This window comes from Tistrella sp., assembly GCF_002684955.1.
Taxonomy (GTDB): Bacteria; Pseudomonadota; Alphaproteobacteria; order Tistrellales; family Tistrellaceae; genus Tistrella; species Tistrella mobilis.
On record NZ_NYWI01000086.1, the window covers coordinates 142,962 to 161,386 of the forward strand.

An 18,425-nucleotide genomic window follows, 5' to 3' on the forward strand; every position below is an offset into this window, starting at 1 on the left:
AAAAGAACGCGGCCCCCGTCTCCGGAGGCCGCGTCTTTCGTCGTCTGATGCGTCGTCGTGGTGCGGTCGGGCGGCGCCTGATCAGGCGTGTTCGATCGCCTTCACGATTTCCTCGGTCATCTTCTTGGCGTCGCCGAAGAGCATCATGGTGTTGTCGCGGAAGAACAGCTCGTTCTCGACGCCGGCATAGCCCGAGGCCATGCTGCGCTTGATGAACAGCACCGTGCCCGCGCGCTCGACGTCCAGGATCGGCATGCCGTAGATCGGGCTTGCCGGGTCGGTCTTGGCGGCCGGGTTGGTCACGTCGTTGGCGCCGATGACGAAGGCCACGTCGGTCGAGGCGAAGTCGCGGTTGATGTCTTCCAGCTCGAACACCGCGTCATAGGGCACATTGGCTTCGGCCAGCAGCACGTTCATATGGCCGGGCATGCGGCCCGCGACCGGATGGATGGCGTAGCGAACCTTCACGCCTTCCTTCTCCAGCATGTCGGCCATTTCCTTCAGCGCATGCTGCGCCTGGGCCACCGCCATGCCATAGCCGGGGACGATGATCACCGACGAGGCGTTCTTCATGATGAAGGCGGCATCTTCGGCGCTGCCCTGCTTCACGGTGCGGTCACCCATGTCGGGGCCACCGGCGGCAGCCGAGCTGCCATCGGTGCCGAAGCCGCCCAGGATCACGTTGAAGAACGAGCGGTTCATGCCCTTGCACATGATGTAGGACAGGATCGCGCCGCTCGACCCCACCAGCGCGCCGGTGATGATCAGCAGGTGGTTTTCAAGGGTGAAGCCGATGCCGGCCGCCGCCCAGCCCGAATAGCTGTTCAGCATCGAGACCACGACCGGCATGTCGGCGCCGCCGATCGGGATGATCAGCAGGATGCCCAGCGCCAGCGCGATGAGGGTGAGCAGCCAGAAGGCCGCCGGCGCCTCGGTCAGGCAGAACACCACGATCAGCGCAATCACGGCGATGCCGAGACCCAGATTGATCGGGTGCTGCATCGGGAAGCGCACCGGCGCCGACTTGAAGATGCCCTGCAGCTTGCCGAAGGCGATGATCGAGCCGGTGAAGGTGATCGCACCGATGGCCGAGCCCAGCGACAGCTCGATCAGGCTGTTCACCTTGATGCTGCCGGCGGTGCCGATGCCATAGGCCTCGGGCGCGTAATAGGCGGCGATGGCGACGAAGACCGCGGCGAGGCCGACCAGGCTGTGGAAGGCGGCCACCAGCTGCGGCATCGCGGTCATCTGGATGCGCAGCGCAATGATGGTGCCGGCAGCACCGCCGATGATCACGCCCAGCACCACCAGCCAATAGCTTTCGACACCCGGCTGGAACAGGGTGACCAGCACGGCCAGCACCATGCCGCCAATGCCGATGCGGTTGCCGTTGCGGGCGCTGACCGGCGAGGACAGCCCCTTCAGCGCCATGATGAAGCAGACGGCGGCGACGAGATAAAGGAGTGAGGAAAGGTTTGCGTTCACGGTTCCGCCCTCAGCCCTTCTTCTTGAACATCTGCAGCATGCGGTTGGTCACCACGAAGCCGCCGAAGATGTTGACCGAGGCGAGCGTGACCGCCAGGAAGCCCATCACCGTGGCGAAGCCGAAGGTGGCAGGACCGGCGGCGATGATCGCACCGACGACGATGATGCCCGAGATGGCGTTGGTGACCGCCATCAGCGGCGTGTGCAGCGCCGGCGTCACCCGCCAGACCACGTAATAGCCGACGAAGATCGCCAGCACGAAGACGGTCAGGCCAAGCACCAGCGGATCGACGCCACCATGGGCGGCGGCACCATCAACGGCAAGGCGGGCGATTTCGGCCTGCGCCTGACGCGCGGCGTCGAGGCTGGCATTGGCCGCCTCGAGATTGGCATCGGCGGCAGACTGAAGCTGGTCGAGCGCGCTCATCACTCGGCCTCCTTGAAGTTCGGATGCACCACGGCGCCGCCCTGGGTCAGCAGCGTGCCGGCGATGATCTCGTCGGCCGTGTCGACCTTCAGCGCCTTGGTTTCCTTGTCGACCATCAGCGTCACGAAGGTCAGCAGGTTCTTGGCGTAGAGCTGGGCGGCATTGACCGCCACCCGGGCCGGCACGTTCGGGAAGGCGACGATGCGCACGCCACCCGGGGTCTCGACCACCTCGCCATGGCGGGTGAGCGCGCAATTGCCGCCGGTTTCCGACGCCAGATCGACGATCACCGAGCCGGGCTTCATCGAGGCCACCATCTCCTCGGTGATCAGCACCGGGGCGGGCTTGCCGGGGATCTGGGCGGTGGTGATGACCATGTCGTTCTTCTTGACATGATCGGCCAGCACCTGCGCCTGGCGGGCCTTGTAGGCGTCGCTCATCTCGCGGGCATAGCCGCCCTTGGTCTCGGCAGAGGCGGCCTCGTCATTGGGCACGTCGACGAAGCTCGCCCCCAGGCTTTCGACCTGTTCCTTCACCGCCGGACGCACGTCGAAGGCCGAGACGACACCGCCCAGGCGCCGCGCGGTCGCGATCGCCTGCAGGCCGGCGACGCCGGCGCCCAGCACCAGCACGCGGGCCGGTGGCACGGTGCCGGCTGCGGTCATCATCATCGGCATGGCGCGGCCGAACTCGGCAGCCGCGTCGATCACCGCCCGATAGCCCGCGAGGTTGCTCTGCGACGAGAGCACGTCCATCGACTGGGCGCGGGTGATGCGCGGCACCAGCTCCATGGCGAAGGCGGTCACCCCGGCCTCTGCCAGCCGCTTCACCAGATCACGATTGGTGTAGGGGCTCAGCATGGCGACCAGGGTCGCCCCCTTGGGCAGGGCCGCGGTCTCGGCCTCGTCGGGTGCCTGCACCTTCAGCACAAGGTCGGCCCCGGTCAGCGTCGCCGCGGCATCGGCGGCGATCTCCGCACCTGCTGCCTTGAACGCATCGTCGGTGATGGCGGCCCCCAGCCCGGCGCCCGCCTCCACCACGACCTCAAAGCCCAGGTCGCGATATTTTTTGACCGTTTCGGGGGTCGCCGCGACGCGCTTCTCGTGCGCGCGGGTCTCCCTCGGAACTGCGATCTTCATGGTCTCTCCGGCCCTCGTTCTGTCTCTGCGGCGCCCCGACGCCGCCGACGCTGCGGTGCAGCAATATTATGAGGCAGTTATTCTTGCCTCAGGTAACTTTGTTTGCCAAGTCCGCGATTTCATGGAACGCCGTTCCATACGCCACTGCATCTGGCACCGCACATGCCGCAGTGCACCCACGGTCCGGCAAACCTGTCCAGACATCCACCGGCGGAGATGATCACCCGCCGGCTTCAGGGCCCCCCGGACCGGCGGGATGGTATCCCATGCCGGCCCCCTCCTTCCCTTATCACCCGGACGGCCGCGCGGTTCAACGGTGGATTCATGACGTTCGATGCAATCGCCGCAGCGGGGTTGCGGCCGATCGTCACGGAACCATCCCGCACATCATCAACCATAACGCGCAGAACTGGACAAAAGGAAGGCCGGCCCCGGATACAGCCGGGGCCGGCCTCAGATGGTCAGATCCCCGTCAGACGGAGAAATACTTCGCCTGCGGGTGCAGCAGCACGATGGCCGAGGTCGACTGTTCAGGGTGCAGCTGATCCTCGTCCCCCATCTGAATGCCGATGCGATCGGCGCCCAGCAGTTCCAGCAGCACCCGCTGATCTGCAAGGTTCGGACAGGCCGGATAGCCGAAGCTGTAGCGGGACCCGCGATAGCCCTGCTTGAGCATCCGGTCGATCTCGCGCGCGTCCTCGGCCGCATAGCCGAGCTCGGCGCGGATCCGCTTGTGCACGTATTCCGCCATCGCCTCGGCGATCTCCACCCCCAGCCCGTGAAGGTAGAGATAATCCTGATAACGATCGGCGGCGAACCAGTCGCGGGCGACGTCGGAGGCATGCTGCCCCACGGTCACCACCTGCAGGCCGATCACGTCGCGCACCGGATCCGAGATGTCGCGGACGAAATCGGCAACGCAGAGCCCGCCCTCGCGATCCTGCCGCGGCAGGCGGAAACGGGCCAGTTCGGTGGTGCCGTCGGTCTCGAACAGCACCAGATCATTGCCCTCGCCCGCCGCCTTCCAATATCCATAGGCCGCCTGCGGATCCAGGATCTTCTCTTTGGCGCAGGTCTTGAGCAGGGCTTCGAGCTTGGGCCACAGCTCCTGCTTCACATAGGCCTCGAACTCGGCCGGCTTGCGGCCGGCGCGCTTGTAGCCCCAGTGGAACTGGAACAGCATGGTCTCGTTCAGATAGGGCACCACCGATTTCAGCGGCACATGCTCGATCACCCGGGCGCCCCAGAAGGGCGGCTCGGGCACCTCGATCCCCCCATGCAGTTCCGTGCGGCGCAGCCGGACCTCGTCGAAATCGACCGGCCGGTCGAGCATCGCCTTGATGTCCTCGTCGCTCGATGCCCGCTTCTTCGGGCCCCGGATGCTCGACGGCCGGGCCTCGCGCTTGCGCTTCGCCTCGTCGAGCACCGCATCGAAACGGCCGTCGACCACCGCATTCATCAGGCTGAGCCCGTCGAAGGCATCGCGGGCATAGGCGACGCGGCCGGCGCCATAGGCGGCGACGCAGTCTTCCTCGACATATTTGCGGGTGAGTGCGGCACCGCCCAGCAGCACCGGCACGTCCAGCCCCTCGCGCGTCATCTCTTCCAGGTTCTCGCGCATGATCACGGTCGATTTGACCAGCAGGCCCGACATGCCGACCGCATCGGCCTTGTGCTCGCGCGCCGCCTGGACGATCGAGGCCACCGGCTGCTTGATGCCGAGGTTGACCACCCGATAGCCGTTATTGGTCAGGATGATGTCGACCAGGTTCTTGCCGATGTCGTGGACGTCGCCCTTGACGGTGGCGAGCACGATCGTCGCCTTCTGCTCGCCCTCCACCTTCTCCATATGCGGCTCCAGCCAGGCGACCGCCGCCTTCATGGTCTCGGCCGATTGCAGCACGAAGGGCAGCTGCATCTTGCCGGCGCCGAACAGCTCGCCCACCACCTTCATGCCGTCGAGCAGCACGGTGTTGATGATCTCGAGCGGCGGCATCTTCGCCATCGCCTCGTCCAGATCCGCGCCTAGCCCCTCGCGGTCGCCGTCGATGATGCGGAGCTTCAGACGCTCTTCCACCGTCTCGGGCCGCACCTTCGTGGCCTGGCTTTCCGCCTTGCGGTCGGCGAACAGCGCCATGAACGAGATCAGCGGGTCATAGCCCTCGGCGCGACGGTCGAAGATCAGGTCTTCGGCGACCTTCACCTCGTCCTCGGCGATCTTGTGCAGCGGCATCAGCTTGGAGAGATGCACGATCGCCCCGCTCATGCCCGCCTTCAGCGCATGATCCAGGAAGACCGAATTCAGCACATGACGGGCCGCGGCCTTCAGACCGAAAGAGATGTTCGACAGGCCGAGGATGATCTGACAGCGCGGGAAGCGCTCGCGGATCAGCCGGATGCCCTCCAGCGTCTCGATACCGAGCTTGCGGTCGTCCTCGTTGCCGGTGGCGATGGTGAAGGTCAGCGGGTCGAACAGCAGATCCTCGGGCGCCAGGCCGTATTCGTCGACCGCAAGCGCATAAAGCCGCTCGGCGATCGCGAGCTTGCGATCGGCGGTCTTGGCCATGCCCTCTTCGTCGATGGTCAGCGCCACCATTGCGGCGCCGAACTTCTTCGCCAGCGCCAGCCGGGCGCGCGCCGGCTCTTCACCGTCCTCGAAATTGATCGAGTTGATGATCGGCTTGCCGCCATAGAGCTTCAGCGTGGTCTCGATGACGTTGAGCTCGGTCGAATCGATCACCAGCGGTGCCGAGACCGCACCGCGCATGGCGGTGGTGAGCGCGGTCATGTCCGCGACCTCGTTACGGCCGGTGAAGGCGGCGCAGAGATCGATGGCGTTCGAGCCCTCCTTCACCTGCTCGCGCGCCATGCCGACGCAGCCGTCCCAGTTGCCGGCGTCCTGCATCTCGCGGAACTTCTTCGAGCCGTTGGCATTGCACCGCTCGCCGATCGAGAAATAGGCGTTTTCCTGGAAATAGGGCACGAAGCCGAACAGCGAGGCCGCCCCCGGCATCCAGTTCACCTCGCGCTTCACCGGCGCCGGGCGGTGCCGGGCGCCGCCGCGACGGCGCAGCATGTCGTCGATCGCCCGGATATGGTCGGGGCCGGTGCCGCAGCAGCCGCCGACGATGTCGATACCGTCCTCGACGATGAACCGCTCCAGCCACTGGGCCAGTTCGCGCGCGCCCAGCGGATAATGGGTGCGGCCGTCGACCAGTTCGGGCAGGCCGGCATTGGGCAGCACCGAAATCCGCCTGCGCCAGGTCTGCGACAGGTAGCGGACGTGTTCCTGCATTTCCTGCGGGCCGGTGGCGCAGTTCAGGCCCATCACATCGACGTCGAGCGCATCGACGATCGCGGTCGCCGCCGCGATGTCGGTGCCGACCAGCAGCGTGCCGACGGTTTCCACCGTCACCTGAACCATGATCGGCAGGTCGACGCCCGCTTCCGCCCGGGCAATCTTGACCGCATTCACCGCCGCCTTGATCTGCAGCGGGTCCTGGCAGGTTTCGATCAGGAAGGCATCGGCGCGGCCGGCGATCAGGCCGCGGGCCTGGATGATGAGCGCCGCCTCCATCCGGTCGTAGTCGATATGGCCGAGCGAGGGCAGCCGCGTGCCGGGCCCGATCGAGCCGATCACGAAGCGCTCGCGGCCGTCGCCCCTGAACCGCTCCGCCGCCTCATGCGCCAGCTCGCAGGCCTTCACATTGATCTCGAAGGCCCGATCGGTGAGGTCGAACTCCCCCAGCGTGATCGGAGAGCCGCCGAAGGTGTTGGTCTCCACCGCATCCGCGCCTGCCTCGAAATAGGCGGTGTGGATGTCGCGGATGATGTCGGGGCGGGAGAGGTTGAGGATTTCGGAGCAGTTCTCCTTGCCCCAATAGTCGCCGTCGACGCTGAGATCACGCGCCTGAAGCTGGCTGCCCATGCCGCCGTCGAGCAGCAGGACGTTGGAGCCGAGAAAGTCGAGAAGCCGTGACATCTTGCCTCGATCGCGCTGTTCGGGGGCCAGGATAACGTGGTGAGGGCTGCGGTCAGCCGGCCGCGCGGGCGGCGGCCCCCTCCGCCCGCGGGCGGATGCCGAGCAGGTGGCAGGCGCTGATGGTCAGCTCCGCCTTGTTCAGGGTGTAGAAGTGCAGATCCGCGCAGCCTTCCGCCGCCAGCACCCGCGCCTGTTCGGCGAGCAGCATGGCCGAGACCGCCTGATGGGTGGCTTCGTCGGCATCGGCGCCATCATAGAGCCGTTCCATCCAGTCGGGAATCCCGGCACCGCAGGCAGCCGAGAACCGCTTGATCTGCTGGAATCCCAGAACCGGCATCAACCCGGGCAGGATGGGTCTGGTGATGCCGGCCGCCGCCGCGCGGTCGCGGAAGCGCAGGAACACCGCCGGGTCGAAGAAATACTGGGTGATGGCGCGGGTGGCACCGGCATCCAGCTTGGCCTTCAGATTGTCGAGATCGGCCCCGGCGCTTTGTGCCTGGGGATGAACCTCGGGATAGGCCGCCACGCTGATCTCGAACCGGCCGAGATCGGCCAGGGCGCGCACAAGATCCACCGCGAAGGGGAAGCCGTCCGGATGCGGAACATAGGGCCCGGCCCCCTGGGGCGGGTCGCCGCGCAACGCCACGACATGATCGATGCCATCTGCGATGTAGCCCTCGGCCACCGCCATGACATCCGTGCGCGAGGCGTCGACGCAGGTGAGATGAGCAGCGGCGGCAAGGCCGTAGTCCCGGCGCATGCGCAGCACCGTGTCACGCGTCTTGTCGCGGGTGGAGCCGCCGGCGCCATAGGTCACCGACACGAAGTCGGGCGCATAGGCGGCAAGCCGCGCGACATTCTCCCACAGCCGCGCTTCCGCCTGGGCGCCGCGGGGCGGGAAGAACTCCAGGCTGATCTTCAGCCCGGGCACCGGCGCGGGCGCGTCCCAGAGCGCCCGGGGGGTCAGGACCCGCCCGTCGGTGGTCACCGTCATCACGTCGTCTCCCTGTTCTTATGGCCGGTCCTGCGGCCAGCCGCAGCCCGAAGGGTCTCGTCCTCCCCCGGCCCTGCCGCACCATCCGTCCGGTGCGCGGGCCACAACACCACCGTCAGCGGCTCACCCGGCAGCCGGATCGGCACCCCGGACCTGAGCCCGGCCGCCGAGAGCCAGTCTTCAACCTCGTCGTCGGAAAATCCCAGCCGGCGATGCGCGTGATCACGCCGCAGATCCTCGAGCGTATGGGCGGCGAAATCCACCACCACCATCATCCCGCCCGGGCGCAGCACCCGTGCCGCTTCAGCCAGCGCATGGCCGGGATCGTCCAGATAGTGCAGCACCTGGTGGATCACCACCGCATCGAAGGCCGCATCGGTCACCGGCAGCTGGTTCAGATCGCCCAACCGCACCTGGCAATGATCGAGCCCCGACGAGGCCAGCTGTTCGCGCGCCACCGCCAGCATCTCGCGCGAGCGGTCGATCCCCAGCCCGAAATCGACCAGCGGGCCCAGCAGATCCAGAATCCGGCCGGTGCCGGTGCCGATATCGAGCAGGCTGCGCGGCCCGGCTGCGCGGATCAGGCCCGACAACGCCGCCTCGACCTGCGCCTCAGGCACATGCAGGGCGCGGATGCGGCGCCATTCCGCCGCATTGGCGCGGAAATAGGCTTCGGCCTGACGGGCACGGTCTTCCTTCACCCGCCGCAGCCGGCCCAGATCGACCGCCAGCGCCGGATCGTCCAGCGGCAGCAGTTCCACCAGGCGCCGGGCCAGACCTGCGGCCGCCCCTTCGCGCGCCAGACGGTAGAACACCCAGGCCCCTTCGGGAATCCGGTCGAGCAGCCCGGCCTCGCACATCAGTTTCAGATGGCGGGAAACGCGCGGCTGACTCTGGCCCAGGATCTGGGTCAGCTCGGTGACGGTCAGCTCGCCTGCCGACAACAGGGCGAGCAGGCGCAGCCGGGTCGGTTCCGCCGCGGCCTTCAGCCCGTCGAGCAGCGTGTCCATGGCTGCCACGGTCGCCGTATCATGCGGTCCGTCGACGGCCGGAAGGCTTCCCATCTCCTGATGCTCCCTCATCGGGTCATGACATAAACATATCTTTATATCTTAAATCGACCTGTGGCAAGCCGGCAGCGCATATCCGGCCCAGGCCCCCCGAAGCATGGGGGCTGCGGGCTTTTCCATGGCCTGCGGCAGTGTCCTGTGATAGGTGAACCTGTCGCACGTCGTCTTTCCATGTGATAGTTCGGGGTGCGGGTCGGATCGGGGCCGCGAATACGGAGGACGGACGCATATGGCCGCAGTCGCAAGCCGGGCGGAGTGCCAGACCATGACCATCCAGTCCCCGGAAGCGGACGGCCCCCGGCGCCTGGCGGCACGCCTTGGTGCAGCCGTGGCCGCGCTCGCCATGCTGGGCGCTTGTGCCACCGCCGGAAACGATGTGCCGATGTCGGCCGTGCCCAACCAGCCGGCCGAGCTGTCGGACCCGATCGAGCCCGTGAACCGGGCGATCTTCGCGGCCAACACCTTCGTCGACGGCCTGCTGATCCGTCCGGCGGCGATGTTCTATCGCCAGATGATCCCGCCGGCGATCCAGACTGTGATCGGCAACTTCCTCGTCAACCTGTCGCTGCCGCTGGTCTTCGTCAACGACGTGGCCCAGGGTGAGCCGGAACGCGCGGCGGAAACCGCCGGCCGCTTCATGATCAACAGCATCGCCGGTGTCGGCGGCCTGATCGATGTGGCGACCGATGCCGGCATGCCGCCCGCGCATGACGAGGATTTCGACCAGACCTTCGCGGTCTGGGGCATCGGCCCCGGCCCCTATATCGTGCTGCCGATCCTGGGGCCGGCGACGCTGCGGCACACCTTTGGCCGCGCGGCCGATTCCTTTGGCGACCCGGTCAATTACGCCATCGACGATCAGGGCACCACGATCGGGATCGCCGTCGCCAACGGCATCGTCGCGCGTGAACGTGCAATCGAACCGCTCGACGACCTGCAGCGCAATTCGGTCGATTTCTACGCCGCCGTGCGCAGCGCCTACTGGCAGCGCCGGCTGGCCGAAATCTCCAACGGCAAGGTCGGCACCGGTCAGGGCAATGACGACGTCTTCCGTCTGGACCTCGACGCGGACTGAGTCATGGCCCATATGATGGCGGTACGTCCGTCGGGCGGCGCAGCACCCGGCGTGCAGCCCACCATCACCAGGCACACCACCAGGAGAGTCATCGCGATGACCATCCGTCTTCGCGGAATCGCGGTTGCCGTGGCACTCGGCGCAGCGCTGCCGGTTCTGCCAGTCTTCGGACCCGCCACCTCGTCCGTGGCGATGGCCGCCATCTCGCCCCAGGCTGCGGCCAGCTCGATCGAGGATTTCGGCAACAAGGCGATCTCGGCCCTGTCCGAACCCGGCCTCGATCGCGAGACCCGGACCGAGCGGTTCCGCAAGCTGTTCCATGAAGGCTTCGATTTCGACTGGATCTCGCGCTTCGTGCTGGGCCGCCACTGGCGGACCGCGAGCGGGCCCCAGCGCGACGCCTTCCGCGACGCCTTCGACGCCTATGTCGTCGCCACCTATTCCAGCCGCTTCGCCGACTACATCGCCGATACCTATTCGAAGCAGCTGGCGGCATCGGGCGAAGGCAAGGCCTTCAAGACCACCAATGTCCGCGCCGACAGCAATGATGACCGGATGGTCGTGATTTCCGGCCAGATCTGGCGCCCGGACGGGCCGCCGGTGCCGCTGGATTTCCGTGTCCGCGTGGACGGCAGCAGCCCGCAGATCATCGACATCGCGATCGAAGGCGTGAGCATGGCCATCACCCAGCGCTCCGAATTCTCGTCGGTGATCGAGCGCTCGGGCATGGACGGGCTGATCGGCGAGCTGAAGCGCCGTACCGAACAGGTCACCGCCTCGGCCCGGTAAGCCCGGCTCTGCACACCCGTCACTGAAAGCCGGTGGCCTCTCCAGAGGGGCCGCCGGTTTTTCATGTCAGCTGCCCTCGACCGCCTGCATCACTGCCGGCATAAGGTCGTTATTGTCCTCGATCCGCAGCATGCGGATATCCCTGACGCAGACGGAAAACCAGGAAAAGCGCCTGGACAGCTCCATCACGGCCAGGACGCAGGTCACCGGATCGACGCGCTCATTCCCGAAATAGACACTGCCCTGCTGACGCAGGAAGCCTTTGGTCGTCAGCACTTCACCGATGTCGTTGTAGGCGTTCTGCCACTAGGGATTGTGGCAGGCCGTCTTCAACGCTTCGGTATCCAGGTCGAAAGCGATGGCATGCACGGTGCGCCTCGGCGGTCCGGTGTTGTGGCCGACACCCGCAGTCACAGCTGATGCACTGATGTCGGACGTGGCGCTGATCATGGCATGCCTCGCGTCATACGTCATCTTCTGCCTGCTTTCCATCGCCTGAAACGATATCGCCCCCATCCCTGCAAGAGATGGGGGCGATGATGTCGCAGTGACAGGTCTCCGCAGATGCGAAGATCCATCGCCTCAACCGCGGGTCAGCGGCTTGTACCTGATCTGGTGCGGCTCGACCGCGGCATCGCCCAGGCGGCGGCGCTTGTCGGCCTCGTAGGCTTCGAAATTGCCCTCGAACCATTCGACATGGCTGTCGCCTTCAAAGGCCAGGATGTGGGTGGCGATGCGGTCCAGGAACCAGCGGTCATGGCTGATCACGATCGCCGAGCCGCCGAAATCGAGCAGCGCGTCTTCCAGCGCGCGCAGGGTGTCGACGTCGAGGTCGTTGGTCGGCTCGTCGAGCAGGATCAGGTTGCCGCCCGACTTCAGCGTCTTGGCCAGATGCACGCGGTTGCGCTCACCACCCGAGAGCTGGCCGACCTTCTTCTGCTGGTCCGACCCCTTGAAGTTGAAGGCGCCGCAATAGGCGCGGCTCTTCACGGTGCGCTTGCCGAGCACGATGTCTTCATGCCCGTCGGAAATCTCTTCCCAGACCGTCTTGTTGGCGGCCAGCGCGTCGCGGCTCTGGTCGACATAGGCGAGCTTCACGGTCTCACCCACCCGGAAGCTGCCGGAATCCGGGGTCTCGTGGCCGGTGATCATCTTGAACAGGGTCGACTTGCCGGCGCCGTTCGGGCCGATCACGCCGACGATGGCACCGGGCGGGATGCGGAAGTTCAGGTCGTCGATCAGCAGCCGGTCGCCGAAGCCCTTCGAGACATGCTCCGCCTCGACCACCACATTGCCCAGACGGGGCCCGGCCGGGATCACGATCTGGGCGACCTCGCCCACCCGCTCGCGGTCCTGCTCCAGCAGGCGCTCATAGGCGGCCAGACGCGCCTTGGACTTGGTCCGCCGGGCCGACGGCGAGGAGCGCACCCATTCCAGTTCCTGCTTGAGGGTCTTCTGGCGGGAGCTTTCCTCCTTCTCTTCCTGCTCGAGCCGCTTGGCCTTGTGGTCCAGCCAGGCGGTGTAGTTGCCCTCGAACGGCAGCGCCCGGCCGCGATCCAGTTCCAGGATCCAGCCCGCGACATTGTCCAGGAAGTAGCGGTCATGGGTGACGGCCACGACGGTGCCCGGATAGTCGTGCAGGAAGCGCTCCAGCCAGGCCACCGACTCGGCATCGAGATGGTTGGTCGGCTCGTCGAGCAGCAGCATGTCGGGCTTGGAGAGCAGCAGCTGGCAGAGCGCCACGCGGCGGCGCTCACCACCCGACAGCTTGGTCACGTCGGCATCGGCCGGCGGGCAGCGCAGCGCATCCATGGCGATGTCGACCGTGCGGTCGATTTCCCAGCCATTGACCGCGTCGATCTTCTCCTGCAGCTCGGCCTGCTCGTTGATCAGCGCGTCCATCTCGTCCGGGTCCTCGACCTCGGCGAACTTCGCGCTCACCGCCTCGAAACGGTCGAGCAGATCCTTCACCGGCCGCACGCCGTCCATGACGTTCTCGAGCGCGGTCTTGGACGGATCGAGCTGCGGCTCCTGCGACAGATAGCCGACCTTCAGCCCCTCGGCCGCCCAGGCCTCGCCGGTATAGTCGGTGTCCATGCCGGCCATGATCTTGAGCAGCGTGGACTTACCGGCACCGTTCACGCCCAGCACGCCGATCTTGGCGCCGGGCAGGAAGGCCAGCGTCACATCCTTGACGACCTGACGGCCGCCCGGATAGGTCTTGTTCAGACCACGCATGGTATAGACGTACTGGTAGGAAGCCATATGCCACCCCGTGAGGCCCTGGCGGAGGCGATCTCCGCGGGCGCTTGAAGAGAAATGGTGCCGGGCAGCGCTCGCCCTGTCGGCCCCGCCCGTGTCGGCCCCGGTTGTACCCCATCAGGGCCGGTCGCTTCAATGTTCTGGGGCCGGGGGCGCCCCTGTCAGCTGCGCATGGCCGAGAGCTTCTTCACCTGATAGGCCCTGACCGTCCGCCGGTCGGGCTCCGGCGCCGTCAGCGGCTCCGCCCGCCGCAATTCGCCGGCCAGCGCCCGGCGGCGGAGGTCGTCGTAGCTGAGCGCACCTTCGCGGATCCAGCCGATCTCGGCCTCGCCCACCTCGCGCAGCGGCTTTGCCGGCACGCCCGCCACCATGGTCCGCGGCGGCACCTTCATGCCGGTCTTCACGAAGGACATGGCGGCGACCACCGAGAAATCGCCGATCTCGGCATCATCCATCACCACCGCATTCATGCCGACCAGCGCGAGCTGGCCCAGCCTGCAGCCATGGAGCACCGCGCCATGGCCGGCCGCCGCCATCTCGCCCACCACGACCTCGCCGCCCGGATAGGTATGGGCGACGACATTGTCCTGAAGATTGGCGCCCCGCAGCACGGTGATCCGGCCGCTGTCGCCGCGCAGCGACGCCCCCGGGCCGACATAGGCCTCGGGGCCGATGATCACGTCGCCGATCAGCACCGCGGTCTCGTGCACGAAGGCGGTGGGATCGATCACCGGCACCACGTCGTCATAGGCATAGATGAAAGCCATCGGGAGCGTCTCCTCGTCTCGGTCGGCGCCCGCTCGTTGGGGGAGGTGGCAGCGCCTTTGCTTTCCGGTTTATAGCGCGTTTCGCAGGGCTGCGGGGTCAAATCCGTCCAATACGCCACGGCTTTCCACGGGTTAGGATGACCTCTCCCCCCTCCCCCAACGGTGATGTCCGGACGTGGCCCGATACGACCCCGACAACCATGCCGTCTTCAGCCTGGACCGCCAGATCGCCGGGCTCGGCCTGCTGACCGCCGCCTTCGGCACGCTGGTCTTCGCGCCCCATGTCCACGAGGAAATGGTCATCGCCGTCACCCAGGCCGGGGCGGGGCGCTGCGTCACCCGCGGCACCGCCTCGGTCGGCACGCCGCAGACGGTGATGGTGTTCAATCCCGGGGAACCGCATCAGGGCGGCGTGACGGGCGACGCGCCCTGGTGCTATCGCAGCTTCTATCTGGGCCCCGGTCTGCTGACCACCCTGGGGGACGAGACCTTCGGCCGCCGCATCACCCTGCCCTGGTTCCGCGAGGCGGTGGTGAACGACCCCGATCTGGCCCGGTCGATGCTTGCGGCCCATCGGGCGATCGACGGCGGCGCCGGGCGGCTCATGCGCGAAACCCTGCTGCTGGAGGCCCTGGCCCTGCTGTTCCGGCGCCATGGCGCCCCGGCGCCCCGCCTGCCGGTCCCCGGGCGGGAAGGCAGGCCGGTGCAGCGGGTGGCGGCGGCGCTCCGCGACGACCCCGCCGCCGACTGGTCGGTGGCGACGCTTGCCGCCCTGGCCGGCATGAGCCCGTTCCATTTCTGCCGCGCCTTCCGCAAGGAAACCGGCCTTGCCCCCCATGCCTTCCTGACCCAGGCCCGGCTGGATCTCGCCCGCCGGCATCTTGCGGCGGGCATGGCACCGGCCGAGGTCGCGGCCGCGACCGGGTTCTGCGATCAGAGCCATCTGACCCGCCAGTTCAAGCGCTGCTACGGCATCACGCCGGGGCTTTGGGCGGCGGCGGTCGCGGGCGCAAGATCCGCCAATACAGAGGCCCGCTGACCGGCCAGTCTGGCAGGACATCATGATCAGGGAGCCTGCCGCCATGACCAGACCCGTCGTTCTCGTCTCGGGCGCCACCTCCGGCATCGGCCGGGCCACGGCGCTGGCCTTTGCCCGTCAGGGGGCCCGGCTGATGCTGGGCGGGCGGGATGCGGCACGCGGCGAGGCCGTGGTGGCCGCCTGCCGGGCCGAAGGCGCCGAGGCCAGTTTCCTCGCCGGCGACCTTGCCGAGGCCGGCACCGCCGCCGCCCTGGTCGATGCCGCGATCGCATGCTGGGGGCGGCTCGACATCGCCTTCAACAATGCCGGCTGGCAGGAACCGCAGGGGTCGCTGGTCGATCGCGATCTCGCCGTGCTCGACCGGGTGTTCGCGATCAACCTGCGATCGGTCGCCGAGGCGATGCAGGCCCAGATCCGGGTCATGCGCCAAAGAGACGGCGGCCGGGCGGGCGGGGGGGTGATCGTCAACGACGCCTCGGTCAGCGGGGTGCGCAACCCCTATCCGGGCTTTGCGATCTATGCCGCCTCCAAGGCGGCGCTGCTCTCGCTCACCCGCTCGCTTGCCATCGAGCATGCGCCCCGGGGCATCCGGATCAACGCCGTCTCCCCCGGCCGGATCGAGACGCCGATGATGGCAGGCGCCGGGGTCGCCGATTTCGCGACCATCGCCACCCCCCTGCCCGCCCGGCGCATGGGCCGGCCCGAAGACGTGGCCGCTGCCGTGCTCTGGCTTGCATCGGATGCCGCAGGCTTCGTGATCGGCCAGAACCTCTGCGTCGATGGCGGCTTTCTGGCCGGGTGATCAGATGCCCTCCAAGGCCTGCGTGATCGCCGCCCGGGCGGGGGCCTGGATCTCGTCGGTTTCCATCAGGATCTCGTGCAGCGCCCCCGGCACCACCACCAGCCGGGCGCGGGGCAGCCGCGCCACCAGCCTGGACTGCGCGACCGGGTCGACCACCATATCGGCGCCGCCCTGCAGCAGGGTGACCGGAACATCCAGCCCTGCGCCCGCACGGATCACCGCCCGCTCCAGATCGCGGATCGAATCGAAGGCCGCCGCCAGCCAGCCCCAGCTGCTGCCGCCCAGATGCAGGGCGGGATCGGCCGCCAGCAGCGCCTGTTCCCGCGCCCAGCGCGCCGGATCATGGGTCAGCCGGTTGCCGGCGAACCCGCCGCCGCTGGCCCGCCCCGGCCCCTGGCCGGGGGCATAGGTCATGCCGCGGCCGCGGGCGCGCATCAGCCGCGCCAGCGGCGGCACCAGCCGCCGGGCCGGCAGCGGCATGCGGATGTCGATCATCGGCGCCGACAGGATAATGGCCGCCGGCCGTGCCACGGCCGGCACCCGTTCCAGCACCCAGCGCATGCCCAGATGGCCGCCCATGGAATGGCCCAGCATCACCAGCGGCCGCGGCAGGCCGGCAAGCGGCCCCGCCGCCAGCGCATCCAGATCGTCCAGGCAATCGTCGAACCGGTTCAGATGCCCCATGGCCCGATCAGGAGCAAGCCGGCCGGACCGGCCCTGTCCGCGCCAGTCGGGGGCGAAGACCGCCCAGCCCGCCGCCCGCAGCCATCCGGCCAGCTCGGCATATTTCTCGACGAATTCGCCGCGCCCCTGAAGCAGCAGCACCGTGCCGCGCGGCGGCATCCCGGCGGCCGGATGCCAGATCAGATAGCGGATCACCATGCCGTCCGGCCGGTCGAGCAGATCGGCCTGATCTGCCGCAGGCCCCTGGGGCGCGGGGGGTACGGTCACCGAGGCGAGCGCGGCCCGGGCGGCCGCAACGGCGTCGAAATCCATCGGAACCTTCAGCCTCCCAGCGAGCTGCGCATCACCCAGGTCATCGCATCAATATGCTTGAGGGCTGATTTCAACCGCGACCGGCGGCGGGAGTCCAGCGCCGTGACGTCGACCAGGGTGTCCGGGACCTTGCCTTCGCGCAGGCGCGCGACCTGCGCTTCCAGGAGCAGCGCCATCACCAGGGCGTGGGATCGGTCCAGCTGCTCGGCATCGGTGGGGTTCAGCAGGCCGGCCTGGGCCAGCGCCTTCACCCGGGTCGCGGTGCCGGTGGCGGCGATGCCGTGGCGCAGCGCCAGCGCCCGGGCGGTCAGCGTCAGCGGCAGCAGCCCGTGGCGCTTCAGGTCCAGCCGGCCCTTGCCGTCGGTGCGCAGATCGCCGAACAGGCCGATGGGCGCGTGCATGCGGTCCAGATCGCGGATCATCGCCTGCAGGAAATGCGGTGCATGGGCAGCCTGGGCAAGGGCATAGCCATGCAGCTCTTCGGCCAGCGCCAGATCGCCCGCGACCGGCGCCATGTCGAAAAAGATGTCGGCGTTGAGCATGTTGTCGCCGTCGGGATCGCCGATCCAGGCCCGCACCCGACCACGCCAGCCCTCCAGCCCATGGCGCCAGGCGGGCCTGGAGGCCATCACCCCGCCCTGGCAGAAGGGGATGCCGGCATCGGCGAGCAGCCGGCACATCCGCTGGCCGAAGGCCCCGAACCAGCCGTCATCGGCATCGCGCCCGGCATGGACGATGGCGTTGTCCTGGTCGGGGACCAGCAGGGTCTCGCCCCGGCCGGCCGATCCCAGCACCAGCACGGCATAGGGGGCGGGGGCGGCGCCCTGCCCTTCGGCCACCATGGCCGCTTCGGCGAGGGCGGCGGCGCGCTGGGTCAGATCGCGTGTGACAGCCGAAATCACCGAGGCGATGGCCCGCGCATCGACCGCCTGATCCAGAAGGCTTGCGGCCAGCGGCCCCAGATCGGCGCGGACGAGGGCCAGGCCCCGGGCATCTTCCGCCGCCTCCACCCGATCGCCCATGGCCAGCGCATCACCGGCCCTGAGCCTGAGCAGGGCGCGCCGGGTGATCATGCCGGTGGCCCGGCCGGCCGTGTCGACCACCACCAGATGGCGGATTTCGAAGCGGCGCATGCGGCCGATGGCGACATAGACGAAGGCGTCGTCGTCGACGGTGCGCACCGGCCGGCTCATCAGCGCCGCCGCCGGCAGACCCGCCGCTTCGGCACCCTCGCGGGCCAGGGCGCGGACGACGTCACGCTCCGTCAGAATGCCGGTCGGGCGGCCGTCCTCGTCCCGCTCCACCAGGGCGGAAATGCCGGCCCGCGCCATGGCCCGGGCCGCGTCCTGAACCGTCATGCCCGGCTCTGCCGTCACCAGCGGTCGCGAGGCGACCTCCCCCGCCCGATGGCGATAGGGATAACTGTCCAGCCGGAACAGGGCTTCGGCGTCGGAAGGCTCCATCGGGACGGGCTCCCCTCTGGGATCGTGAGGCTGTGGCGATCATGCGTCCCCCGATCATTCCATGCCACGCCGCCGATCGCCAGCCCGCGCGACCTACCAGCCCGCGCGACGCTGCGCCGCAGCCACGGCCCCCGC

16 protein-coding genes are annotated in these 18,425 nt (G+C 68.0%); 4 read left to right on the plus strand and 12 right to left on the minus strand.

Features of this window, described 5'->3' with window-relative positions:
- Nucleotides 1–81: 81 nt before the first annotated feature.
- From CMO28_RS28805 to CMO28_RS28830, 6 genes are all read right to left on the minus strand, one after another.
- Nucleotides 82–1,431, minus strand: coding sequence for an NAD(P)(+) transhydrogenase (Re/Si-specific) subunit beta (locus CMO28_RS28805; protein ID WP_416370989.1), 1,350 nt, complete (start codon nt 1,429–1,431; stop codon nt 82–84).
- A gap of 64 nt (nt 1,432–1,495) precedes the next feature.
- Nucleotides 1,496–1,912, minus strand: coding sequence for an NAD(P) transhydrogenase subunit alpha (locus CMO28_RS28810; protein ID WP_322111427.1), 417 nt, complete (start codon nt 1,910–1,912; stop codon nt 1,496–1,498).
- Nucleotides 1,912–3,051: a Re/Si-specific NAD(P)(+) transhydrogenase subunit alpha gene (locus tag CMO28_RS28815; RefSeq protein WP_296720755.1), complete on the minus strand. Its 1,140-nt coding sequence runs from the start codon at nt 3,049–3,051 to the stop codon at nt 1,912–1,914. The genes CMO28_RS28810 and CMO28_RS28815 overlap by 1 nt, the downstream gene beginning before the upstream one ends.
- 472 nt (nt 3,052–3,523) lie before the next feature.
- Nucleotides 3,524–7,033 carry a methionine synthase gene (metH, locus tag CMO28_RS28820; protein ID WP_296720757.1) on the minus strand — a complete coding sequence of 1,170 codons (3,510 nt, stop codon included), beginning with the start codon at nt 7,031–7,033 and terminating at the stop codon, nt 3,524–3,526.
- Between the two features lie 52 nt (nt 7,034–7,085).
- A complete protein-coding gene (metF, locus tag CMO28_RS28825; protein ID WP_322111428.1) occupies nt 7,086–8,027 on the minus strand; it encodes a methylenetetrahydrofolate reductase [NAD(P)H] in 942 nt (313 codons plus the stop codon).
- Entirely contained in the window at nt 8,027–9,091 is a 1,065-nt protein-coding gene (locus CMO28_RS28830; RefSeq protein WP_296720763.1) for an ArsR/SmtB family transcription factor, read from the minus strand. Before CMO28_RS28830 ends, metF begins: the two co-directional genes overlap by 1 nt.
- Before the next feature lie 271 nt (nt 9,092–9,362).
- Here CMO28_RS28830 and CMO28_RS28835 point away from each other — a divergent pair, with 271 nt between their 5' ends.
- Both CMO28_RS28835 and CMO28_RS28840 read left to right on the plus strand, forming a co-directional pair.
- The gene (locus tag CMO28_RS28835; protein ID WP_296720765.1) at nt 9,363–10,172 is read left to right on the plus strand and encodes a VacJ family lipoprotein; all 810 of its coding nucleotides are present in this window, start codon (nt 9,363–9,365) and stop codon (nt 10,170–10,172) included.
- Nucleotides 10,173–10,268: 96 nt separating this feature from the next.
- Nucleotides 10,269–10,961, plus strand: coding sequence for an MlaC/ttg2D family ABC transporter substrate-binding protein (locus tag CMO28_RS28840; RefSeq protein ID WP_062768213.1), 693 nt, complete (start codon nt 10,269–10,271; stop codon nt 10,959–10,961).
- Nucleotides 10,962–11,027: 66 nt separating this feature from the next.
- On the opposite strand, the gene CMO28_RS28845 is transcribed toward CMO28_RS28840, so the two are convergent.
- The 4 genes from CMO28_RS28845 to CMO28_RS28860 all read right to left on the minus strand — a co-directional run bounded on the left by CMO28_RS28845 (nt 11,028) and on the right by CMO28_RS28860 (nt 13,990).
- On the minus strand, nt 11,028–11,237 hold the full coding sequence (locus CMO28_RS28845) for a hypothetical protein (protein ID WP_296720770.1): 210 nt from the start codon (nt 11,235–11,237) through the stop codon (nt 11,028–11,030).
- Nucleotides 11,238–11,267: 30 nt separating this feature from the next.
- A complete protein-coding gene (locus tag CMO28_RS28850; protein WP_296720772.1) occupies nt 11,268–11,411 on the minus strand; it encodes a hypothetical protein in 144 nt (47 codons plus the stop codon).
- A gap of 132 nt (nt 11,412–11,543) precedes the next feature.
- Nucleotides 11,544–13,226: an energy-dependent translational throttle protein EttA gene (gene ettA, locus CMO28_RS28855; RefSeq protein ID WP_014744338.1), complete on the minus strand. Its 1,683-nt coding sequence runs from the start codon at nt 13,224–13,226 to the stop codon at nt 11,544–11,546.
- A 158-nt stretch (nt 13,227–13,384) separates the two neighbouring features.
- Complete coding sequence (locus tag CMO28_RS28860) at nt 13,385–13,990, minus strand: gamma carbonic anhydrase family protein (RefSeq protein ID WP_062768210.1); 606 nt, start codon at nt 13,988–13,990, stop codon at nt 13,385–13,387.
- A 175-nt stretch (nt 13,991–14,165) separates the two neighbouring features.
- On the opposite strand from CMO28_RS28860, the gene CMO28_RS28865 reads away from it, so the two are divergent.
- Both CMO28_RS28865 and CMO28_RS28870 read left to right on the plus strand, forming a co-directional pair.
- Nucleotides 14,166–15,029 carry an AraC family transcriptional regulator gene (locus tag CMO28_RS28865; protein ID WP_296720777.1) on the plus strand — a complete coding sequence of 288 codons (864 nt, stop codon included), beginning with the start codon at nt 14,166–14,168 and terminating at the stop codon, nt 15,027–15,029.
- A 43-nt stretch (nt 15,030–15,072) separates the two neighbouring features.
- The gene (locus CMO28_RS28870) at nt 15,073–15,831 is read left to right on the plus strand and encodes an SDR family NAD(P)-dependent oxidoreductase (RefSeq protein WP_296720780.1); all 759 of its coding nucleotides are present in this window, start codon (nt 15,073–15,075) and stop codon (nt 15,829–15,831) included.
- Here CMO28_RS28870 and CMO28_RS28875 read toward each other — a convergent pair whose 3' ends face one another.
- Both CMO28_RS28875 and CMO28_RS28880 read right to left on the minus strand, forming a co-directional pair.
- The gene (locus CMO28_RS28875; RefSeq protein ID WP_296720783.1) at nt 15,832–16,827 is read right to left on the minus strand and encodes an alpha/beta fold hydrolase; all 996 of its coding nucleotides are present in this window, start codon (nt 16,825–16,827) and stop codon (nt 15,832–15,834) included.
- 8 nt (nt 16,828–16,835) lie between these two features.
- The gene (locus CMO28_RS28880; protein WP_296720786.1) at nt 16,836–18,290 is read right to left on the minus strand and encodes a DUF294 nucleotidyltransferase-like domain-containing protein; all 1,455 of its coding nucleotides are present in this window, start codon (nt 18,288–18,290) and stop codon (nt 16,836–16,838) included.
- Between the last annotated feature and the right edge of the window lie 135 nt (nt 18,291–18,425).